Source organism: Occultella gossypii, from assembly GCF_019947135.1.
Taxonomy (GTDB): Bacteria; Actinomycetota; Actinomycetes; order Actinomycetales; family Beutenbergiaceae; genus Occultella; species Occultella gossypii.
Genome location: NZ_JAGSHT010000002.1, coordinates 289,509 through 311,065, shown reverse-complemented (window position 1 = coordinate 311,065; position 21,557 = coordinate 289,509). Strand labels below are relative to the sequence as shown.

Below are 21,557 nucleotides of genomic sequence, written 5' to 3'. Positions count from 1 at the left end.
GGTTCTCCTACTCGACGTCGAGACGGTCGCGCAGCCAGTCCCCAAGGAGGCTGACGGCGATGACGGTCAGGGTGAGGGTGATACCCGGGAAGGTGGAGATCCACCAGGAGTTCGCCAGGTAGGGCTGCCCGAGGGAGAGCAGCTGCCCCCAGTCCGGCACCTCGGTGCGGGGACCGAGGCCGAGGAAGCTCAGCGAGGCGGCCACCACGATCGCGACCCCGATGGAGACGGTCGCCATCACGACGGACGGCGCCAGTGCGTTCGGCAGGATGTGCCGGAACACGGTGCGGGCCGGGCTGAACCCGTTCGAGCGGGCTGCCTCCACGTACAGGTGCCCACGCACGGTCAGCACCTGTCCGCGCATCACCCTGGCGAAGCCGGGCACCGTGGCGATCCCGACGGCGAGGATCAGGTTCGTGGTCGTGGAACCGAGCGCGGCGGCGATGATCAGTGCCAGCAGCACTCCGGGGAAGCACATCAGCATGTCGATGAACCGGCCGATGACCATGTCCACCCAGCCGCCCAGGTATCCGGCGATCAGGCCGAGGACACTGCCGACCAGCATCCCGAACGTGGTGGCGAGCAGTCCGATGACCATGGCGCTGCGGGCGCCGTGCACCAGGAGGGTGGCCACCGAGCGGCCGTACTGCTCGGTCCCGAGCAGGGTTCCCGCTCCTGGCGGCTGCAACGCCCGCGCGGGGTCCAGGACGGTGGGGTCGTCGGTGGCGAGGACACCGGGGATGAGTGCGGCGAGGGCCACTATGGCCATCCAGGCCAACGAGGCGTAGAGCAGCGCCGAGTTCACCGAGACGCCGGTCCGGCGCAGCTGCCGCCGCAGGCCCCTGACCTCGGTGAACGCCGCGGCATCGACGGCCGCCATCAGCGCACCAACGCCGCGGGCTCGGGCTCGGGCACCGTGGCAACGGCGTCCGAGGGTGAGCCGGTCCCGCCGTGGTCGTGCTCGAGCATGCTGCGCATGGACGTCGGGAGGAAGTCCTCGGGTAGCGGCTCGATCGCCGGCAGGGCGTCTGGCGTGAACTCCTGGCCGCGCGCGAGGACCAGGCGGAGGGCGTCCAGGACCCGCAGGTCCGTGCGCGGGTCCCCGGCGACGGCGATCAGGTCCGCCTCATAGCCGGCGGCCAGCTGTCCCGTGCGGTCCGCGAGGCCGAGGGCCCGAGCGGACCGGGATGTGGCCGAGAGCAGGACCTCCGCGATCGGGATGTCGAACTCGGACATCGCCACCAACCCGCCGACGAACCCGTGATGCGGGGTGTTGTCGATCCCGGAGTCGGTGCTGGCGATGATCTTCGCACCGCGCCGGTAGAGCTCGCCGAGCGCGAAGTCGCGGCCCTTCATCAGTACCCGGAACTCACTCATCCGGAAGTTGCAGGTCGGTGACACGTAGACGTCCGAGGCCGCGATCCGGTCCGCGAGCTCGGGGTCGGCGCCGCCCATGCCGTCCTCGGTCTGGAACGAGCAGTGCTCCATGGTGTCCACGCCGGCTTCGAGCGCCCGCCGGATCCCCTCGGTGCCGTGCGCGTGTGCGGCGACCCGCTTGCCGAGCCGGTGGGCCTCGTCGACGGCCGCCCGCAGTTCGTCGGTGGTGAACTGCGCGTGCCAGGGCGCCGAGCCCGGCGTCATGTTGCCGCCGGTGGACATCAGCTTGATGACGTCCACCCCGGCCTTGTGGTGGCGTCGCACCATCTTGCGGACCTCGTCGATCCCGTCCGCCTCGGCGCCCATGAACCAGCAGTGCCCACCGGTGGTGGTGATGGCACCACCGGCGGTGAGCAGGCGCGGTCCGCGGGCAGTGCCGTTCGCGATGGCGTCCCGGACCACCACATCGGTGTATCCCCGAGCACCCAGATCCCTGGCGGTGGTGACGCCGACACTGAGCAGCTCCCGGGCGCTGCGCAGCATGAGCGCCACCTGCTGTTCGTCGGACTCGGCCATCATCCGGGCGACCGGGTGTGGCGAGCCGTCGAACGCGAGGTGCACGTGCGCGTCGATCAGTCCCGGCATCAGCGTGACATCGCCCAGCCATCGGACGTCGGCGTCGGGAGCGTACTGGTCAGCCGACAGGTCGGCCTCCCGCCCCACCCAGACGATGCGGTCATCCTCGATGATCACGGCGCCACCGTTGATCACCTCCAGATCCGGTCCGGCCAGTACTCGATCCGCGATAAGTACGAACATGGTGCAGTCCCTTCAGCCTTTGCCCAGCGCGGTACGAACGCGGGGGTCGATGAACGAGTACGAGATGTCGACGGCGATGTTGACCACGATGTAGATGACCGCGATCACCAGCACCACGCCCTGAACCACCGGGTAGTCCTGGCCGCCGATCGCCTGCACGAGCATCTGCCCGATGCCCTGACGGGTGAACACGGTCTCCACGATCACCGAGCCGGCAACGAGTCCGCCGAGTTGCAGGCCCACCACGGTGACGGTGGGGATCACGGCGTTGCGCAGCACGTGCTTCATCACGATCAGCCGGGACCGCAGGCCCTTGGCGTGCAACGCCGTCACGAAGTTCTCGCCGAGCACCTCGATCACGCTGTTGCGGACCAGCCGGGTCACCGTGCCGGCCGCGGCCAGGCCGAGCGTGATCGCAGGGAGCACCAAGGTGCTCAGGCTGCCCGAGCCCGTGGCAGGGAACCAGCCGAGCGTGAAGGAGAAGAACATGATCAGCAGCAGCCCGACCCAGAAGGACGGCATCGAGGTGTTGATCAGGCTCGTCACCCGGACGAAGCCGTCCACCACACCGTTGCGCTTGATCGCTGAGAGGGAGCCCAGCACGATCCCGGTCACGGCGGAGACCGTGGCTGCCGCGAACGCCAGGATCAGGGTCTGGCCCACCTGCTGGCCGATCATCTCCGAGACCGGCTGACGGGTGCTGTACGAGGTGCCCAGGTTCAGCGTGAACGCGTTGGTCAGGAACTCCCAGTACTGAGCGGGGATCGACCGGTCCAGGCCGAACTGCTCGCGCAACGCCTCGACCACCTCCGGGGTGGCCGGTGCCCCGGCCAGGATCGCCGAGATCGGGTCGCCCGGCAGCAGCCGGAGGGTGATGAACAGGATGACGGTGACGCCGAGCAGCGTGGGGATGCCGGCCAGGACGCGTCTGGCGATGACGAAGCCCATGAATCCTCCCTTGGTGTCGGTGGTTGGCCCTGGGTCACTGGGTCAGCGATGCGTCGTAGAGGATCGGGTACCCCTCCGCGTCGAAGCGGATGCCCTGGAGTCCGTTGACGGCGAGGGTGTATGTCGGCACGTAGATCGCGACCGATCGGACCTGTTCGATGACGTCGGCCTGGGCGTCCACGTAGATCTCCGCGCGGGCGTCGGGCTCCAGCTGCTGCTGCCCGGTGTTGACCAGACCGGTGACGGCGTCGTCGTCGGTGTGGCTCAGGTTGAACCCGGAGCGACCCGGGCTGGGGATGAACCGCGGGTCGTACATCTGGTAGAGCACGTTCGGGTCCACCGCCACCAGGGACAGGCCCATGATGTCGTAGTCACCGGCCTGGCTCTGGGCCTGCAGCGGCGCGACCTGCTGGAACTGGGTCTCCACCTCGAACCCGACCGCCTCGAGGTTCGCGGCCAGGAACGTGGCCACGTCCTGGCGCTTCTCGCGGTTCGGGCTGCCCTCCAGGTAGGTGATGCGCAGGCGCTCACCGTCGCGCGTGCGGACGCCGTCCGAGCCCAGGACCCACCCGGCCTCGTCCAGCAGCCGGCCGGCCTCGTCGGCGTCGAATGAGAACGAACCCTCCACGGACGGGTCGTACGCGAGCGTCGTCGGCGCGAGCGGGCCCCAGGCCCGGTCGAACACGCCGAGATAGAGGGCGTTCACGGCGGAGTCGATATCCATCGCTGCGCGGGCCGCCTCGCGGACGGCCAGCTCGTCGAACGGGGCCCGGGAGGCGTTGAAGTGCAGCTGGTACGGCGCGCCGGACTGCTGCTGGGAGAGGAAGGCGAGGTTCGGGTCGCCCTCGATGGCGGCCACGTCCGTCTCCGGCACGTTGCTGCCGACGTTGACGGTGCCGTTGCGTACCGACCCGATCCGCACGGTGGGGTCCGGGATGATCTGGAAGGTCAGGTTCTCCAGGTAGGCCGCTCCCGTGTGGGTGGCATTGCCCGGCGCCCAGGCGTAGTCGTCGTTGCGGACGAGCTCGACGCGGTCGTTGGGCGTGTAGCTGACGATGGAGAACGGGCCACTGCCCACGGGCGCGAGGGTGTAGTCCGCGGGCTCGGCCGCTGCGGCCGCCGTCGGGGAGTTGATTCCCATGAACGGCGACGTGAGGTTGTTCAGGAACGGCGCGTACGGCGTGGACATCGTCACCACGGCGGTGGTCGGATCGCCGGCCGTGCAGGACTCGTACGGCCCGATCAGGCCGATCGCGTAGATCGAGGCCGAGGCCGGGTCCTTGATGCGGTCGAGGTTGAAGCAGATGGCGGTCGCGTCGAAGGGTGTGCCGTCGGTGAAGGTCACGTCGTCGCGGACCGTGAACGTGTACTCGAGACCGTCATCGCTGACCGTCCACTCGGTGGCCAGCCATGGTTGCAACCCACCCTCGTCGTCGAGGTAGAGCAGCGAGTCGAACACCTGCCGCAGCACCCGAGCGTCCTGGGCCGCCGCGGTCACGTTGGGGTCGAAGCCGAGGAAGGGCGAGTCGACCGCGAAGACCGCGGATCCCCCGGCGACGCCCTCCCCCGCTTCGGTGGCCTCGGATCCGGGATCCCCGGAACCACCGGTCCCGCCCGACTCGTCGCCCTCGGCGGAGCCACAGGCCCCGAGGATCAGCGAGCCGGCGGCCACGGTGGCCGCACTTCGCCAGAATCGCGAACGCTTCGTAGTCATCTGAACTCCTTGGTTGAGTCATGGACGAGCGGTGTTCCAGGCTCGAGGTCAGCCTTGGACCCTGACAGTGTGTTGGAGACTACAAACGACTGTTGAAGTGCGCAAGGGTTTGTTGGAGCCTGCAACACCCTGTTGACATTAGGATCGTCGGGGTACACGGTTAGCGCGATCAACGCCGACACTGGGGTGACCACAACGGCTGATCAGCAAGGGGATATGACGATGACGGAGAAGAAGCCTCGACCGGCGGCACGCAAGCCCGCCGCCCGCGGCACCCGGGCGGCGAAGGTCACCAAGCTGCCCGCGACTGCCGGGGTGACCCGGGAGCCCGACGGGGCAGGGAGCTTGCCGCCGTGCGACGGTGACACGCTGATCTCACTGTTCGCAGGGCTCGTGGAGCCGCTCGGGCGGGCGCTGCCGATCTCCTGTGAGGTGGTGCTGCACGACCTCGCGAAGCTGCCGAACTCCATCGTGGCGGTCCACGGTGACGTGACGGGTCGGCAGGTCGGCGACCCCGCGACGGACCTGCTCCTCGAACGGGCCACCACCGGTGAGCTCGACCACATGATGGGCTATGCGTCGAAGCTGCCGGACGGGCGCCAGCTGCGCTCGACCACGATGATCATCCGTGATGCCGCGAACGTGCCGGTGGCCGCGCTGTGCATCAACTCGGACCTGTCCATGTGGCGCTCCGTGGAGCGCATCGCGGCAGCCATGATCGGCGACGTCCTGCCGGCGGCGGAGGCGGTTCAGCACGTTCCCCAGGTCCCCCAGCTCCCCGAGCCGCTGGACACGCCCTCGGAGGTGTTCGCCAAGGACGTCGACGAACTGGCGTCCCACCTCGTGCATCAGGCGGTGACCGAGCAGGGCATTCCGGTCGAGCTCATGAAGAAGGAGCACAAGATCGCCGTGGTGCGCTCACTGAAGGCACGCGGCATGTTCCTGCTCCGCGACGCGGTCGAGATGATCGCGGCCACCCTCATGGTCACGCGCTTCACCATCTACAACTACCTGAACGAGATCGAGGACGAAGACAAGGACGGCCAGCCGTCCAAACAAGGCACCACCAAACGAAAGGGTTGAGATGACACAGACGATGGAGTTCGACGACGTCCGGATCGAGCGCCTGCGCGCGATCGGTGGGGTGAAATGGTCGATGTTCCCGGACAAGATCGGAGCGTTCGTCGCCGAGATGGACTTCGGCACGGCGCCGGCGATCACCCAGGCCCTGCACGCCGCCGTCGACCTCGGTGTGTTCGGCTACCTGCCCGCGGATCTGGGCACCCAGATGTCGCAGGCGTACGCCGACTGGTCCCGGACCGCCTACGGCTGGGACGTGCCGGTGGCGAACGTGCGCCCGCTGCCGGACGTGATCGCCGGGCTCCAGGCCACCATCGAGCACTTCTCCGCGCCGGGCACCCCGGTGATCCTGCCGACTCCCGCGTACATGCCGTTCCTGACCGTTCCGCCCGCGATGGGGCGCGAGGTCATCCAGGTACCGATGCTGGTCGAGGACGGCCGCTACGTCTACGACCTCGACGGCCTCGACGCCGCCTACCGCGCCGGCGGGAACCTGCTGATCCTGTGCAACCCGCACAACCCGGTCGGCCGGGTGCTCGAGCGCGCCGAGATGGAGTCGATCGCCGCGGTCGTGGAGCGGCACGGCGGGCGGGTGTTCTCCGACGAGATCCACGCTCCGCTCGTCTTCTCGGGCCACCGCCACGTGCCCTACGCCTCGATCAGTGACACGGCGGCGTCGCACACGGTGACCGCGGCGTCGGCCTCCAAGGCCTGGAACCTGCCGGGCATGAAGTGCGCCCAGCTGATCCTGTCCAACGATGCCGACCTGGCGAAGTGGAACGAGGTCGGCATGATGCCCGAACACGGCGCCGCCAACCTCGGCGTGATCGCGAACACCGCGGCCTACACCGCAGGCGGACAGTGGCTGTCGGACGTGCTGCACTACCTCGAGGGCAACCGGGACGTGCTCGCAGACCTCGTTGCCGAGCACCTTCCCGGCGCGCACCTCAGCCGGACCGAGGGCACCTACCTCGCCTGGATCGACTGCCGCGACCTCGACCTCGGACCCGAGCCCGGGGAGTTCTTCGCCGAGCGCGCCGACATCGCCCTTGTGGACGGCAACCGGTGTGGGGACGCCGGCACGGGCTTCGTGCGCTACAACTTCGCCACGCCGCGGCCGATCATGGTGCAGTCGCTGGAGCAGATGGGGGCGGCGCTGAAGGGGCGGTGAGGGGTCCGTTCAGACACCGCGGACCACGGGGAACCACACAGACCCGCCGGCCTGGACGGACACCACCGTGAGCTCCGGGCCGTCGGCCTGCCCACGGACTGGACCGGCCGGGGTGGCCGACCTCGATGCGGCGCGTTCTCCAAACGCATCCGCCACCGGTCGGCCATGCTCGAACCCATGAACCCGGTGCGGTCCCCCAGGCCCCGCGGCGCCAGACGTGCCTGGGCGCTGCTGTTCATCCTCGCCCTCGGCCTGGAGATCGTCGTCGACGGCTACGTCATCGTCCAGGGTTCGTCCGACGAGCGTGCCCTGGCTCTCGGCGTGATCGGCGTGATCGCGTTCGGGATCTACTACACGATGCGGTGGCTCTTCGGGGATGACTCGGTGTTGCTGTCGCTGGCCACGACCGTGCTGTTCTCGCTCGCCGGGATCCTCGTCAGCACCGCCGTCGCCGCCACGATCATCCTGCTCGGCGCCGGCGTGACCCTGCTCGCGATCGACGTGCGGCTCAAGCGACGGGATGCACTGGCTACCGCGTCCGGCAGGATGGGGTGATGACGACCCTCGGCCAGCTGCGCAAGACCGCGCTCGCGCTACCCGAGGTCGAGGAGACCACGCTGTCCGGGAGGGTCGCGTTCACGGTCCGGGGCACCGGGTTCGCCTCGGTCACGAAGGACCTGGCCGTCCAGCTGAACCTCGCCGGGCCGGACCTCGACGCGGCCCTGGCGGACCTGCCCGGCGGCGAGCAGATCCTGCGCGGCGGACGCCCGATCGGCTTCCGGATCCCCCTGGCAGACCTCAACGGCATGGCGCTCAACCACCTCGTCCGGCGCGCCTGGTTCGCCCGGGCGCCGAAGCGGCTCGCCGCCACGGTGGCGGCTGCCGAGGCGGCCACCCCCGGCGCCGGCGGGCAGCTGCCTGCCTCGATCGGCGCACCAGCCACGCGCGCGCTCGTCGGCGCCGGCATCACCACCCTCGCGCAGGTCGCCGAACGGTCCGAGCCCGAACTCCTGGCACTGCACGGCGTCGGCCCGAGGGCGGTGCGGATCCTCACCGACGAGCTGCGCCGCCGCGGCCTCTCGCTCGGCTGATGGCGTGCCGTGCGTGAAGCCCCAGCCGATCTTCGCGACGCGGACGTCGTCACGCTTCTGCGCGACGCCTGGGATCTCCCGGCCGACTCGGTGGAACACCTGCCCTGGGGCTTCGGCGCCTGGCACTGGCGGGCCGCCGAGGCGGCCGGCCGGTGCTGGTTCGTCACCGCAGACCGGCTCTCGAGGCCGGAACGGCAGGACCAGCTCGACGCTACCTACGGTGCGGCCCGTGAACTGTTCGACCGGGGCCTGGAGTTCGTGGTGCCGACGGTCCCGGCCACGGCCGGGCCCCTCACGCAACGCCTCGGTGGCTACGCGATCAGCGTCACCGAGTGGCTCGAGGGCGACCGACACACGGGTGAGCTGACCGGTCCAGGCGCGGAGCAGACGATGACGATGCTGGCCCGGCTCCACAGCGAGCAGCCGCCGTCGGGCACCCTCGTCTGGGACCACGCACTCACCGACCGGGCCTACCTCGAGGGCCTTGCTGCCGCGAGCGAGCAGACGTGGTCCGGCGGGCCGCTGAGCGCCGAGGCACGGGACCAGGTACGGGCGCACCTGGCACGGATCCCGGTGTGGATCGCGCGCTACGACGCGCGAGTCCGAACAGCACTCGCGACGCGGGCGGGTTGGGTCGCCACCCATGGCGAGCCTGGTCCGCACAACCAGATCGTCACCGCACGGGGCCGTCGCTGGGTGGACTGGGAGTCCCTGCGGGTGGCCCCGCGCGAGCGCGACCTGACCGACCTGGCCCGCACGGCCGGGCGGATCCCCGGCGAGACGACCGCCGATCCGGACCTGCTCGAGATGTTCGACCTGCGCTGGCGCCTGGACGAGATCGCCGCCTTCTCGGCGTGGCTGCGCGGTCCGCACACCGGCACCGAGTCCGACCGCGTGGCGCTCGGCGGCCTGGTCGAGGAACTGACCCGCCCGGACTGGCTCTAGCTCGCCGGCAGTTCGAGGGCGCCGGCCGCGCTCACAGGAACTCGCGGTCCGCCGCCGTGTTGTCGACGGCGTGCAGACCCGACGGCCGGTCGGACCGGTCCACGGCTGCCCGCCGCCCCTGCGGCTCCTTCGCCGTGAAGAGCGCGACGTCGCGGCGCAGCAGTCGGGGCGAGAGGTCGACGCGCAGCGCCGTGTCCGCGTCGGCGGGCTCGAGCCGCACCGTCGGGCCGTCCTTGTCCTTGAGCGACGTCCGTTCGGCCGCGGGGTAGGCGACCTGTGGGAGCCACAGGCGGGCGGTCTGCACGTAGTGCTGGTTGGCCGCCCGGGCCGTGGAGGTGAACATCTCGTGGGCGAACGTCGTCTCGCTGACCGTCGTTGGCAGGAAGAACGCCGGCTCCTCCTGCCAGACGTCGTCGGAGTACTTGCCGACCCGACCCACTCTGCGGTGCGGGAGATCGAGTTCACCGTCATTGCTGAGCTGTCGCAGGCGCTTCGTCCGCTCCTCGCCGAGGAAGGCACGGGCCTCCCCCGATCCCCAGAACTCCATCAGTTGCCCGCGGGCACCCAGGTCGCTTCCGGAGACGTCCGTGTCCACATCGAGGTGGCCCTGCTGCTGGCTGCCGGGGACCCGTTCCGCGAACCTCTCGTAGGACTCGGCGAATGCCTGCTGCGCCCACCCCTCGGTGTAGACGGCGCGGTAGGCCGCGACGAGCAGGCGGGTACTGATGTCGACCTGCTCCTCCTCCTGGCGCGCCACCGCCATCGCCGCGGGGAACCGCTCGATCACGTCATCGGTGAGGTCCTCGTACACGGCTTCGGTGGGTTCCCACGGGCGGTGGACCACCTCGCCGATGACCGTGGCCCAGGCGCGCCAACCGGCGAAGAGCAGGCGCAGACGGGCGAGTTGCTTGCCCTCCCACAGGAACAGGGCGGCGTCCCGTCGCTGCCGGGCCAGCACGTTCGCGACCTCCCACTCGTAATGCCGGAAGGCCTTGTAGAACGCGTGGTTGAAGCCGATCAACACAACGAGCGCGAGCACCACGACCCCGACGGTGACCCACCCGTAGGCGGACCAGTCGGGCGCCTCGTCGACCTGCGTGGCCCAGATCCAGGCGCCGGCGATGACCAGCGCCGCGATGACGAGGGTCCATCGCCACTGCCGGAGCAGACTGCGCTTGGCCCGGTCGAGTGCCTCGGTCGCGGGCACCGTGACGTCATCGCGTCGGTCCAGGAACCGCTGGCGGCTCACCTCGAGCTCGTCGAGGCGCCTGGCGACGTCCGCGCCGACGCGCGACATCACACTGCGGTCGTTCTGAGCGTGCCAGCGGGCGAAGTCCGCCTCCGCGACGCGGGCCTCACGGACGGCCCTCTCGACGCCGGCGAGTGCCTCGGCCAGTTGGGCGTCCTCGTGCTCGGCCGTGGCTCCGGGAGCCTGATCGGGCGACGGCGGCGGGCCGGGCTGCGAGGGCGGCGCCGCCGGGGCGTGGGCCCGCTCGGCGGCGCGCATGGCCCGGACCTCCTGCAGCCGGACCAGCTCGGCCTCCCGTCCCTGCCGGTCCCGGGCCAGGTCGAGCCGGTGGGCGCGCAGGTCGTGGACGTCCAGGGCACCGATCAGGCGGCCATCCCGGGTGCGGAACGCGGCGCCGGGCGCGGGCACGACGTCACCGGGCCGAAGGACCTCGCGCACGCCGGTCTGTGTCGGGGACTCCATGCCGGGGATCGGGCCGCCGTCCGCCAGGCCGAAGGCGAGGTTGCGCAGGGTGACCCAGGTGCTGGCGGGCGGCGGCGTGCCGCGGGTCGCCTCATAGGCGATCTCGTCGTCCATCGTCCGTCGAGCGGAATCGATGGCGTCACGTGCGACCGCCTCGGCGTTGTCGACGGCCCGGGGTCCGACGGTGACCAGCACCCCGGATCCGCGGCCGACCAGGTGTTCGGTGGCGGATCGTTCGAGGCTGGTCCGGCTGCTGTTCGCCGTCCACGCGGCAACCGCGCCGACGGTGCGCAGGTTGAACCGTGCGGCTCGGCCGACCGCGTTTCGGAACCCCTCCCTGGTGCGCTCGGGGGCATCACCCTCGGGTGGCGGCTGCGCCGCCCACTCGGGCGCAGTCAGCACCGACTGTGCCGCGCGTCGCGCGATCAGGTCGGGTTCGCTCGCCGGCGTTGACCAGGTGACCACGCGTCCGGGCCCGTCGGGGCCGAGAGTAGCGGGCTCGAGCGCCTTGCGGGCCAGGACGTCCACGACGCCCTCACCCACGACCGAGCGGATCGAGAGCCTCGCCACCACGACGTCGTCCGGGTTCGACGACGAGTCCGTGGTGACCTTGTCGAAGGCTCCGCCCGGGATTCCGCGCAGGATGCCGGCGGCCACCGACACCGCCGCGGCGGCATGGCCCGCGTAGTTCTCCGAGGCCCGTACGTAGATGGACATCCGGTCCAGATCGGGCCGGTCCTCGGGCGAGATCACCACGTTGGCCTCCCACCTGGGTGCGAGGATCTCACTGGGCAGCCCGGTGACGCCCGAGGCCGGGATCACCACGACCGTGCGGTGCAGCCGGGTCATGATCCGCCCGGAGGGGTCCCGCGGCAGCGCCCGCTCGATCGTGGCACCGACCTCCTGCCCGAGGTCCGTGACCTCGGCCGAGACCGCATCCTCGGTCACCGCGAACTGTGCGACGGCCACCCGCACCAGGTCGAGCCGGAACCGGCCGAGGTGGGCGAACAGGTCGACCCGGTGCTCACCGTCGCGGTCGACGAGCACCGCCGTCACGTGCACCGGCTCCGGTGGCGCCTCGACCACATCGGCGGGGTCCACCCACAGCGACGCACCCGTGATCCCCTGCTTCGTCCAGACGGCGACGAGGGAACGGACGTCCTGCGCGGGCCGGCCGCCGGCGATGATGACCGAGGCGCTCTCCATCAGAGGAACTCGCGTTCGTCGTCCACGAAGGAGTCGATCGCCCGGTACAGGTCCCGCAGCGCCGACCGGATCAGGTGCCGCAGGTCGAACGACCCCGGATAGCCGAGCAGTTCGTTCGCCTCCTCGAGCTCGTCGAAGTGGCGGCTGAAGCCCTTCGCGATCCGCTCCACGTCCGCCTTGGCCGCGGCCCGGCGATCCTCCGGTGTCGACGCGTCGACCTCCGCGTCCTGACCGCGGCGGCCCTCCTGGATCCAGTCCCGCAGGTCCGCCGGGAGATCGTTCGTCGCCCCTTCGCCGAGGTCGAGGAGCCGGAAGTACGGGCGCATCGGCGCCAGGGACTCCTCGTCGTTCACCCGCAGCAGTGTCAGCGAGAGCGACTCGAGGATCTGTGGCAGCGCCTCCGCGCCCCGACCGTCCCCGACCAGCAGTGGGTCCTCGAAGGCGAGCCAGCCCGCCGCCCCGGCGGACCCGGCCGGCACGTACAGCCGCACCGGGGACGGCTGCACCTGCTTCAGCAGGGCCGCGACGAAGTAGCCGCGGACCATCGCGGCGAGCGTGACCGGGTGCATCGGCACGGCCTCGCCGAGCGGACGCGCGCGACGCCAGCGCCAGAACTCCTCGCGGTCGGCGAACGTGGCCTTCTTGCTCCCCCAGTCGCTGGCGATCGGGCGCATCAGGCTGTCGAAGACCACGGGCTCGTAGGGCTCGGCCAACACCGTGAAGATGTCGATGAAGGCTGCCTCGGTGTCCGAGAACGCCTGCTCCACGGCGGGCCCGAACTGCTTGCGCGCCTCGAGGACGTTGATGAGCCGTTGCCGTGCGGCGGACTTCTCGGGCAGTGGGATCTCACTGAACTGCCGCGAGTACTGGATCTCCCGGTTGTGCACCCGGGTGAGGACGGCGGTGTTGACCCGGACCAGCGGTGACCCGGCGTTCAGGGCGGCGACGAACTGTCCCTCGAATCGCGCCAGCCGGTCCGCGTGCTCCTTGGGCGAGACACCGTCCTCGGACAGGTAGGACCGCAGCCCTTCCTGCATGTAGCCACCGATCGGGGTCCCCGGCTCCCGGATCCACCCGGTCGCCCGGCCCAGGACGTCCTCGGTCGAGACCGCCATGGACACGGCCGCCCGGGCCGGGGCCGCGGACGAGCCCCGCTGGAACTGGGCGTCGGAGGGGACCCAGCGCTGCGTCAGCCGGAGCAGGCTCTGCCGGGCGCCCTCCTTGCGCCCGGTGAGGATCTGCCGCTCGGCCACGCCCCGTGCCTCGCGCTCGAACTCCAGGCCGACGGTCCGGGTGATCAGGGCTCGCAGGGTCGTGGGGAACGTCTCGACGTCCTCGAGGAGGAACTCGTTCGGCCCTGGCTTGAGCCGCGACGGGATCACGTCCCCGGAGGGCCAGGTGGAGACCACCGACCCGCGACCGTCCAGGCCGCTGGCCACGTCCGTGCCCAGGGACTCCACGCCGTGGTCCACCGCCTCGGTGAGCGGCTGGAGCAGACCCTTCGAGAGGTCGGCCACGAGCCCGACGGCCATCTCGCGGACCTCGGCCTCCTGTTCCCACTCCAGGGTCTGCACGGCGCGGTCCACCGCCGACTCGACCTCCTGCTCGGTCACGTTGCGGTTCGAGCCGAGGACCCGGCTGATCTCGGAGTCGAGGTCCGCGGCCCACCGGCGCCGGTGGTCGGCCTCGCTGCGCAGTTCGCGTCCGACCTCGTCCAGCTCGGCGACGAGCCGCTTCAGCATCGCCGCTGCCACCGGTCCGCCATGCTTGGCGACGGCGTCCGCCGTGACGTCGACGACGCGGACCTGGATGGCGTCGACCCATTCGCGGGAGCGCTGGGTGCGCACGCCGCGCATCTGGGTCGCGAACTGCCCGCGCCGGTCCACCACCGCCTGCCGGATCCGGATCCGCACGTCGTCGGTCGCGAAGCCCTTGCCCCCGGCGGCGACCCGGAGCACGTCCATGACCTCGGCGGTGAGCTGGTTGCCGGCGGCCTTGACGTCATCGCCGCGCTGCAGCGCCTCGATGATGTCGTTGCGCTCCTCACCGCGTTCGTCGAGCCCGGTCTCGGCGAGGAACGCGCCGAACGCGTTCGTGGCCTGCTCCTGGATCAGCTGCCGCGGGGGACGCTCGTCCTCACGGCTGCGCAGCACCTCGTGCCGGTTGAGCACGACCTGGACGACGGAGCGCGCCAGGTGCTCGGACGCGTAGTCCCGGAACCGGTCGCGTCCAAGGCCCACCCGCGCCGAGCCGAGCGCGGTGAACGGCGTCTCGGTGCCGCCCGGGTGCAGCCGCAGGTGATCGGTGACGGCCTGGGCCGTGGAGGCCCACTGGGCCTGGGTGTAGGCGGAGAGCCGGTCCTGCAGGCTCGAGCTGGCCACCCAGGAGGCGATGGACCGGCCCATCGCCCGGTACACGTCGTTCTGCGTCTTGTAGGTGACGTGCTCGTTCCGGGCACCCACCAGGAACGGGAACCGTGGCCCGAGCCGCCGGCTCGAGCCGGTGGAGATCCCGGCGGCCTGGAACAGCTCGCTGGTGCTCTCGCTCGGTCCTTCGACGCTCCAGTAGCCGCTCATCAGCTCAGCCAGCGCTCCGAGCGAGTTCGGCCGCACGCCGCGGCGCAGGCCCTCGTCGAGGTCGTCGAACACGTCCGGGCAGTACAGGATGCCCACGGACTCGTTCGCCCACTTGTCCCCGAGCGAGCGGATCACGTCGCACACGTCCAGGACGGCGCCGGAACCGCTGCCACCGGCGATCGAGGCGATGACGATGACCTGCGGGTCGTCCGCGACCGTGCGGGACGGTGAACCGAGCGCCTCGCTGAGTCGCTGCAGCTCGCTGGTGACCTCCGCCCCGGTGAGCTGACGGCGGGCCTCCCGCACCGCCGTCGCGATGCGCTTGAGCTGGGACAGCGCGATGGTGCGCCCCAGCGCGCGATACTGCCCGGCACCCTTGCTGGCGGGCACGTGGACCTTGTCCGGGTCCGGCCGCCAGCCCCCGAGCGCGTCCCGGGCGTGGGTGCCCGCGGACTGGATCAGCGAGTCGTCCAGGGTGCGGTAGTCGATGCCCGAGCCGACGAGGCCCTGGTAGGACCGCTCCGGCAGCTGCTCCGGGAGATCCCGCTCGTTCCCGTCCGCGGTGGTCGGGACGTCGATGTGCAGGAACTGCCAGGCGCTGGGGATGCCCTCGGTCCAGCCGGCCTGCAACAGCCGCCGGCTCAGGTCCTCGCGGATGACGCGCAGGGTCTTGCCACCGGAGCCGCCGACGCCGACGAGCAGAAAGGGACGAAGCATGTGAGTTCCTCGGGGAGAGTGGGTGGGCGTGTGGTCTGCGGAGCTGCCGGCCCGTTACCGGCGCGGCGGTGGCGGCGGTGGCATCCCACCGTCGGGCCGGCCGGATGGTGGTGGTGCCGTGCTGGGCGACGGCGGATGGTCCGTTCGGCTCGGGGGTGGCCCTTCGCCGCGCGGCGGTGGCGGCACCGACGGCTGGTTCGCCGTGCCCCGGCGCGGTGGCGGTGGCCCGCCGAGGCCGGTGCCGTCCGCGACCGACCCTGATCCGGAGCGGGCCGGGGGTGCGCCGCCGGGGCCACCGGGCGCGCCGGGCGGGCCGCCGACCGGTCCGGCGCCCGCCGGGGCGGCCGGGGTCAGTGCCGACCATGCGTTGTGCGCGCGCTCGACCTCCTTGCTCCAGGTGACGCGGCCGAGCTCGGCCAGCCGGTCGGGCAGGATCTGCGCGACGCTTGCCGTCTTGCCCGGGTCGATCACCATGACCAGCGTGCCGCGGATCGTGTCCGTCGGCGCGCCGGGCCCGGGCCGGTCGGTGAGGATCACGAACCCGGTGGAGCCCGGGAAGTCGGTGAACCGGACGGTCGGGTCGCGGTGCCCGGTGGGCCGCTGCGTGATCGGCACCTCCGAGCCGGTCCCGGCCACGAGGGCCCGGGCCTCGGCGAAGGGGTTCCGCGGGCGGTGCACCCAGTGGCGCGCCGTCCCGGCCGTGAAGGTGGTCACCCTGCCGCTGGCACCGAGGCCCCGGAACTCCTCCGGCCCGAGGATCCTGGTGGCACCGTCCCGACGCTCCGGCCCGCGTGCGCTCACCGTGACCGGCGCGGCGACGTAGCGCGCGAACGGGCTCAGGTCGAACCGGCCCGCGATGCGCCTGGTCACGACCAGCGCGGTATAGGCGAACAGGAGGGCAGCGAGCACCAGAACGGCGACGAGCCAGTTCCGGGTGGCCGCGTCCACCGGGCGCACCATCGTGGCCGTGACCGGCACCTCGAGGGTGATCGGGTCGCCGGGGTCCACGCCGTGCAGCTCGACCGGCAGGAGCCCGTCGACACGGCCGTCGGCCTGCTCGGCGGTGGTGAGCGTGACCGGCACGTCGACGGTGGCCCCGGCGTCCAGATCGATGCACTCCGCGCCCGCGACGAGCGACGCGGTTCCGGCCCGCTCGGGCACGGTCACGCTGCCGTCGCCGAAACAGACCTGGGTCGGCCCCCGGTCGGCCCCGGTCAGGGTCAGCACCGCCGCGGCGGAGGTGGCACCGTCGAGCCGGCCCAGATCCAGTCGCGCCGGGCTCAGCGTCGGGAACGAGGGCGGGTACGCCGTGTCGAGTGCGCGTTCGACGGCGACCGGGCCCAACGCGATCGCGTTCGGGCTGGTCTCGGCCGTGGCCCGGGCGGCGACGACGAGCGAGGAGACCGCGGCATCGGCGGGCACCGAGATCTCGCCGGCCCATCCGTCGGCGACCGGCGAGAACGTGGTCGCCACGCCGTCGACGGTGACCTGCAGGTCCACGGAGCCGTAGACGTCGGGCGCGACCGCCTGGCCCGCGGCGTCGCGGGCGCTGATCCGCACCTCGCTGGGCTCGCCGATCACGATGCCGTCCGGGGCCTCGACGGTGAGGCTCACGCCCCAGAAGTAGTACAGGTCGACCACCGTGACCGTGCTCGGGTCGGTGACCAGGGTCCAGGTGCCGACGCCCGCCTCCGCGTCCGTGATGGCGACGTCGACCGTGCTCAGCGTCCCGCCCTTGAGCAGGCTCACGGTCGCGCCCGGCGCCTCGGTGACGGGTGCGTCCAGGGACACCACGGTGCCGTCGGGCGCGGCCAGTTGGAGCGCCGGTGCCCCCGCGGCGGACTCGACCACGAGCCGGAAGCCGCCCACGCCGGGGTCCACCGGAACCGGCAGTCGCCCGTCGACGCAGTCGGCGCCGGGGCACTCCTGCGACTGCGCGGGCGTGCCACCCTCGAGGAGCGCGCCCATCTGTGCGAACAGGCGGTTCAGCAGGCTGGCGTCGTCGGCCGTCATGAACGCGCCGTTGGTCACGTTCGCCGGCACCGGGCTGGTGCCGCAGACCTCGGACCCGGCGCTGCCCTCGGCGAGGGCCTGGAACCGGTCCCGGTCGATCTGCTCGACGGCGCCCTGGCCCTGCGCGGTCATCAGGCCCATCGCGATGACCGCGACGCCGTCGGCCCGTACCCCGTCGATGATCCCGCCCGGCGCGCAGATCTGTTCCCGGGCCGCGTCTGTGGCCGGCTGGTCACCGCGGCCGTCCACGTCGAGGCGACCATCGGTGAGCCACAGCATCATCTTGCAGGTGGTCCCACCGACCTCGGCACTGCGCGCGGCGAGCGACGACTGGGCTCCCGAGAGTGCCTCGCGATAGTCCGTGAGGTTGGCGCCGTCCCGCTCGGGTAGCTGGTCCTGGGCGGCCATGCGCAGCTGTGCGCCGTGGGCGCCACCTGGTTCGAGGCTGCCCCAGCCGACGAGTTCGGTGTACTCGCTGCCGAAGACGGCCAGGTTCGCCTCGACGGACAGCTCCGTGTCACCGCCGAGCCGTTCGAGCGAGTCCAGCGCGGTGAGGACCGCGCCGACCCGCTGGTCCTCGGGGTCGGTCCACTGCAGGCTCTGCGACTCATCCACGACGATCGACACCAGCAGCGTGCCGGCCTGAGCGGTACAGGCGGCGATGTCCGAGAAGCTCTCCGAGCCGGTGGCGCTGAGGTCGCCCGCGGCGTCGGCGTGCGCGGCCGTGCCCGCGGCCAGCCCGAGCGCGACGGCGAGTGCGGTCACGATGCCCGCGCGGCGCCCGCGCCTCACCACTTCGCGACCTCCGTCGCGAGCAGGTACGCGCAGGCGATCCCGGCGAGCACGCCGACGACCATCGTGATCGTGACGACGCGATCGAGGCCAGGGCTGGGACGGAAGACCTTGCTCCGCCGGGCCGCCCGGATGCTCCGGTACACCGCGGCGAACACGACCGCCACCACGGCGCCGAGCAGGTAACCGACCAGGCACAGCCACCAGGTCGCATCGGTCAGGTTCAGGGCGACGACGGCGGTCGCACCGAGCACGGCGAGGACCTCGAGCACGACGGGCCAGCGCGCCGCCCGCACCGAGAGTCCTGTCGTCGCCACGTGCCCTCCCGTTCGGTTCTACACTGCTGCGCCGGCCGCCCGACGCGCAATCGCGGGTCCGGCCGGAACTTCCGTCATCGTAACTTCGGCTCCTGACATACCGGACCCAGATTCCACTGAGACGCAGCGCACAGGCTCGCCCGCGCAATCGCCCGGATCCCCGCCGCTTGCGTGACAGCATTGGTGGCGCCATGCCTGTCCCTGCCTCGACCGGAGCGCTGCCGCCGCCACCGCCGCCGCGCCGCCCGGTCCGCCACGATCCCCACGGTGCCATCGTGCACCCGTCCCGGCGGCCCGGCCGGCTGCGCGTGATCGTCGCCGCGGCCGTGCTCCTCGTCATCGCGGCGGCGCTCTTCCTGCTCTGGCGACCGGCGCCCGAGGGGACGACCACGCCGGCCGGTCCCCCGCCGTCGGCCACCACACCAGCAGCACCCCCGACCGAGGCGACCGCCGCGCCCACCGGCGCGGTGGTGCCCGCCACACCGACTGCGCCGGCGCCGCTGCCCGGGACCGCACTCGCCGCCGTCGAGCAGCTCGTCGTGGCGGCCAACGACCCGTTCGACGGCTACGACCGGGACGCGTTCGGGTACCGGTCCGTGGACCTGGACCGCAACGGCTGCGACGTCCGCAACGACGTGCTGCGCCGTGACCTGGTCGACGTGACGATCCGCCCGGGGACCAACGGTTGCGTTGTCGAGACCGGCACCCTGCAGGACCCCTACACGGGCACGGTGATGGCGTTCCAACGCGGGTCGGACACGTCGGGTCAGGTGCAGATCGACCACGTCGTCGCGCTGGCCAACGCCTGGGTCACCGGCGCGCAGGACTGGGACGCGACCGAGTCCGAACAGTTCGGCAACGACCCGCTGAACCTGCTCGCGGTCAACGGCCCGGCGAACCAGGGCAAGGGCGCCGACGACGCCGCCGAGTGGCTGCCGCCGAACGCGGGTTTCCGGTGCGAGTACGTGGCGATCCAGGTGGCCGTCAAGCTCGCCTACGAGCTGACCGTCACCGCCGCCGAGCAGGACGCGATGCTCGACGTGCTCGCCACCTGCCCGGCGCAACCGCTGCCGACCGCGGCGGGCACGGCGACGCCCTGAACCACGCGCACCGGCGCAGGTCTCACGCCTGGGTCGGCGCGTCGGTGGGCAACCAGACCCGCATCGTGGACGGACCTCGGTTCGCCCAGTCGTGGTAGGCGACCAGGGGGACCTCGACCGGCGCAGAGTGTTCCCCCACGCCCCAGGGCCGGGCGGCGTACGGCCAGTCGGCGTCAGGTTGCGTGCCGATCGTGCCCCGGACCCGGACCCGGCCGTCCCGCTCGGTCGGAGCTACGGCCGGGTCGACCCGGAACTGGGAGACGTCCACGCCGTCGGGCAGGTCGGCCGACTCCAGGCAGAACACCTCCGGCCCACGCTGCACGGCGACGCAGCCACGCACGGCGTCGATGCGCGGGTCCGGCCACACGAACCGCGGGCCGACGCCGAGCTCGAGCAGGACCTCCTCCCCCGGTGCGAGGTCCACCTCGAGACGGAACGCCCCGGGTCGCGCGGCGTGCCGGGTGCCACCGGAGACCACGTCCGCACCCTGTGCCCAGGCGGGCACCCGCAAGGTCAGGACCCACCGCTGCCGCTCGGGGCCGGCGGCCCGGACGCGCACGGTGCCGCTGCGGGGGTAGTCCGTCTCGACGTCGACCGCCACCTCGCGCCCGTCCGGCAACCGGGTGCGGATCCGCACCGGCGCGTACTGGTGCAACTGCAGCCCGGCGTCGTCCACGGTCGCCACATACGCGCCGAGGCCGGCGAAAGTGCGGGCCACGTTCGTGGGGCAGCAGGACACCGTGAACCACGGTGCGCGCAGCGAGGAGGCCGCGCGTGCGCTGACCACGTCCGGCTCCGGCACGCCCGCGAGCTCCCGCTGATGCAGGGTGTTCGCGTAGTAGAAGGAGCGACCATCCGGCGCCGGCGAGGTCGCGACCACGTTGAACAATGCCCGCTCGATCACGTCCGCCCACGCGGGATCGGCGTCGGCGAGGAGCAGCCGCCACGCGAGCATCACCGAGCCGATCGCGGCGCAGGTCTCGGAGTAGGCCCGGTCCGGCGGGAGTACGAAGTCCTCGCCGAATGCCTCGTCCTGGTGGCGTGACCCCATTCCGCCGGTCAGATACGTGCGGCGTGCGAGGGTGGCGGCGAACTGCCCGCGGACGGCGTCGCGGAGTTCGTCGTCGCCGGTCTCGGCGGCCACGTCCACGGCTCCGGACGCGAAGTACATCGCCCGGACTGCGTGTCCCCGCAGCACCTCCGCCTCCCGCACGGGCACGTCATCCTGGAAGTAGGCGCGCCCGAACTCGATGTCACCGAGCACGTGGTGCCCGCGGCGCTCCACGAACAGGCGCGCCTGCTCCAGGTAGCGCCGCTCGCCCGTGGCACGAGCGAGTTCCACCAGCGCCGGTTCCACCTCGGCATGCCCGCAGACCGACTCGATCCCACCCTCGCCGAACACCCGGCAGACGTGATCGGCGGCGCGCCGGGCTACCTGCACGAGGAGGTGATCGCCGCGGGTGCGCAGCCGGGCCACGGCGGCCTGGATGAGGTGGCCGAAGCAGTACAGCTCGTGGCCCCATTCCAGGTCGGAGTATCGGGGTGCCTGGCCCGGGCGTCCGAAGTTGGTGTGCAGGTACCCGTCCACCTCCTGGGCCGCGGCCACCCGCGCCACGATCGCGTCGTACCGGCCCTGGATCGCTTCGTCGCCGGTCCGCCCGATCTCCCAGGCCATCGCCTCGAGCAACTTGTAGACCTCCGAGTCTGAGAACTCCCGGCCCCGGCGGGCCCCGGGCAGCCGACCCTGCACGGCGGCGTCGAAGTTGCCGAGCCAGCCCTCCCGCTCGAGCCAGTACTCGATGTGCGCGATCGTCGCGGCGCCGTTGACGTGCTGCCGCTCGCCCCAGAACCCGCCGACGATCCGCACCTCGGCCAGGCCGAGCGGACGGAGCAGCCCGGAACCCGGTGACACGGGCACGCCGAGGCTCGTTCCGGCGTCGGGATCGGCCGGGCGGAGCCCGTCGGTGCTGGAGGGCATCC

15 protein-coding genes are annotated in these 21,557 nt (G+C 71.8%); 6 read left to right on the top strand and 9 right to left on the bottom strand.

The annotated features are described in order from the left end of the window. Positions 1 to 7: 7 nt before the first annotated feature. Genes KCQ71_RS02510 through KCQ71_RS02495 form a run of 4 tightly spaced genes read right to left on the bottom strand, consistent with a single transcriptional unit; the run spans position 8 to position 4,858 of the window. Positions 8 to 880, bottom strand: a complete 873-nt coding sequence (locus tag KCQ71_RS02510; RefSeq protein ID WP_223402489.1) for an ABC transporter permease — start codon at positions 878 to 880, stop codon at positions 8 to 10. Continuing rightward, complete coding sequence (locus tag KCQ71_RS02505; RefSeq protein WP_223402487.1) at positions 880 to 2,196, bottom strand: metal-dependent hydrolase family protein; 1,317 nt, start codon at positions 2,194 to 2,196, stop codon at positions 880 to 882. The genes KCQ71_RS02510 and KCQ71_RS02505 overlap by 1 nt, the downstream gene beginning before the upstream one ends. Before the next feature lie 12 nt (positions 2,197 to 2,208). Further along, on the bottom strand, positions 2,209 to 3,144 hold the full coding sequence (locus KCQ71_RS02500; protein WP_223402485.1) for an ABC transporter permease: 936 nt from the start codon (positions 3,142 to 3,144) through the stop codon (positions 2,209 to 2,211). A 34-nt stretch (positions 3,145 to 3,178) separates the two neighbouring features. Beyond that, entirely contained in the window at positions 3,179 to 4,858 is a 1,680-nt protein-coding gene (locus KCQ71_RS02495) for an ABC transporter substrate-binding protein (protein WP_223402483.1), read from the bottom strand. Positions 4,859 to 5,080: 222 nt separating this feature from the next. Between KCQ71_RS02495 and KCQ71_RS02490 the strand changes: the two genes are divergently transcribed. From KCQ71_RS02490 to KCQ71_RS02470, 5 genes are all read left to right on the top strand, one after another. Then, complete coding sequence (locus tag KCQ71_RS02490; RefSeq protein ID WP_223402481.1) at positions 5,081 to 5,941, top strand: helix-turn-helix transcriptional regulator; 861 nt, start codon at positions 5,081 to 5,083, stop codon at positions 5,939 to 5,941. A gap of 1 nt (position 5,942) precedes the next feature. Then, positions 5,943 to 7,109, top strand: coding sequence for a MalY/PatB family protein (locus KCQ71_RS02485; RefSeq protein WP_223402479.1), 1,167 nt, complete (start codon positions 5,943 to 5,945; stop codon positions 7,107 to 7,109). Between the two features lie 177 nt (positions 7,110 to 7,286). Further along, entirely contained in the window at positions 7,287 to 7,664 is a 378-nt protein-coding gene (locus KCQ71_RS02480; RefSeq protein ID WP_223402477.1) for a hypothetical protein, read from the top strand. Beyond that, positions 7,664 to 8,200, top strand: coding sequence for a hypothetical protein (locus tag KCQ71_RS02475; protein ID WP_223402475.1), 537 nt, complete (start codon positions 7,664 to 7,666; stop codon positions 8,198 to 8,200). Before KCQ71_RS02480 ends, KCQ71_RS02475 begins: the two co-directional genes overlap by 1 nt. A 9-nt stretch (positions 8,201 to 8,209) precedes the next feature. Beyond that, positions 8,210 to 9,145, top strand: a complete 936-nt coding sequence (locus KCQ71_RS02470) for a hypothetical protein (protein ID WP_223402473.1) — start codon at positions 8,210 to 8,212, stop codon at positions 9,143 to 9,145. Between the two features lie 31 nt (positions 9,146 to 9,176). On the opposite strand, the gene KCQ71_RS02465 is transcribed toward KCQ71_RS02470, so the two are convergent. From KCQ71_RS02465 to KCQ71_RS02450, 4 genes are read right to left on the bottom strand one after another with little or no spacing between them, the layout of a single operon-like run. Continuing rightward, positions 9,177 to 12,062 carry a hypothetical protein gene (locus tag KCQ71_RS02465; RefSeq protein WP_223402471.1) on the bottom strand — a complete coding sequence of 962 codons (2,886 nt, stop codon included), beginning with the start codon at positions 12,060 to 12,062 and terminating at the stop codon, positions 9,177 to 9,179. After that, entirely contained in the window at positions 12,062 to 15,355 is a 3,294-nt protein-coding gene (locus KCQ71_RS02460) for a tubulin-like doman-containing protein (RefSeq protein ID WP_223402469.1), read from the bottom strand. Before KCQ71_RS02460 ends, KCQ71_RS02465 begins: the two co-directional genes overlap by 1 nt. 54 nt (positions 15,356 to 15,409) lie before the next feature. After that, on the bottom strand, positions 15,410 to 18,160 hold the full coding sequence (locus tag KCQ71_RS02455; protein WP_223402467.1) for a hypothetical protein: 2,751 nt from the start codon (positions 18,158 to 18,160) through the stop codon (positions 15,410 to 15,412). Beyond that, complete coding sequence (locus KCQ71_RS02450) at positions 18,157 to 18,477, bottom strand: hypothetical protein (protein WP_223402465.1); 321 nt, start codon at positions 18,475 to 18,477, stop codon at positions 18,157 to 18,159. The genes KCQ71_RS02455 and KCQ71_RS02450 overlap by 4 nt, the downstream gene beginning before the upstream one ends. 191 nt (positions 18,478 to 18,668) lie before the next feature. Between KCQ71_RS02450 and KCQ71_RS02445 the strand changes: the two genes are divergently transcribed. After that, positions 18,669 to 19,577 carry an HNH endonuclease family protein gene (locus tag KCQ71_RS02445; RefSeq protein WP_223402463.1) on the top strand — a complete coding sequence of 303 codons (909 nt, stop codon included), beginning with the start codon at positions 18,669 to 18,671 and terminating at the stop codon, positions 19,575 to 19,577. Between the two features lie 22 nt (positions 19,578 to 19,599). Here KCQ71_RS02445 and KCQ71_RS02440 read toward each other — a convergent pair whose 3' ends face one another. Then, positions 19,600 to 21,555, bottom strand: coding sequence for a glycoside hydrolase family 127 protein (locus KCQ71_RS02440; protein WP_223402461.1), 1,956 nt, complete (start codon positions 21,553 to 21,555; stop codon positions 19,600 to 19,602). Between the last annotated feature and the right edge of the window lie 2 nt (positions 21,556 to 21,557).

Coding starts and splice junctions, on each gene's coding strand:
- KCQ71_RS02510 (WP_223402489.1), bottom strand. CDS start 880: ATGGCGGCCGTCGATGCCGCGGCGTTCACCGAGGTCAGGGGCCTGCGG.
- KCQ71_RS02505 (WP_223402487.1), bottom strand. CDS start 2,196: ATGTTCGTACTTATCGCGGATCGAGTACTGGCCGGACCGGATCTGGAG.
- KCQ71_RS02500 (WP_223402485.1), bottom strand. CDS start 3,144: ATGGGCTTCGTCATCGCCAGACGCGTCCTGGCCGGCATCCCCACGCTG.
- KCQ71_RS02495 (WP_223402483.1), bottom strand. CDS start 4,858: ATGACTACGAAGCGTTCGCGATTCTGGCGAAGTGCGGCCACCGTGGCC.
- KCQ71_RS02490 (WP_223402481.1), top strand. CDS start 5,081: ATGACGGAGAAGAAGCCTCGACCGGCGGCACGCAAGCCCGCCGCCCGC.
- KCQ71_RS02485 (WP_223402479.1), top strand. CDS start 5,943: ATGACACAGACGATGGAGTTCGACGACGTCCGGATCGAGCGCCTGCGC.
- KCQ71_RS02480 (WP_223402477.1), top strand. CDS start 7,287: ATGAACCCGGTGCGGTCCCCCAGGCCCCGCGGCGCCAGACGTGCCTGG.
- KCQ71_RS02475 (WP_223402475.1), top strand. CDS start 7,664: ATGACGACCCTCGGCCAGCTGCGCAAGACCGCGCTCGCGCTACCCGAG.
- KCQ71_RS02465 (WP_223402471.1), bottom strand. CDS start 12,062: ATGGAGAGCGCCTCGGTCATCATCGCCGGCGGCCGGCCCGCGCAGGAC.
- KCQ71_RS02460 (WP_223402469.1), bottom strand. CDS start 15,355: ATGCTTCGTCCCTTTCTGCTCGTCGGCGTCGGCGGCTCCGGTGGCAAG.
- KCQ71_RS02445 (WP_223402463.1), top strand. CDS start 18,669: ATGCCTGTCCCTGCCTCGACCGGAGCGCTGCCGCCGCCACCGCCGCCG.
- KCQ71_RS02440 (WP_223402461.1), bottom strand. CDS start 21,555: ATGCCCTCCAGCACCGACGGGCTCCGCCCGGCCGATCCCGACGCCGGA.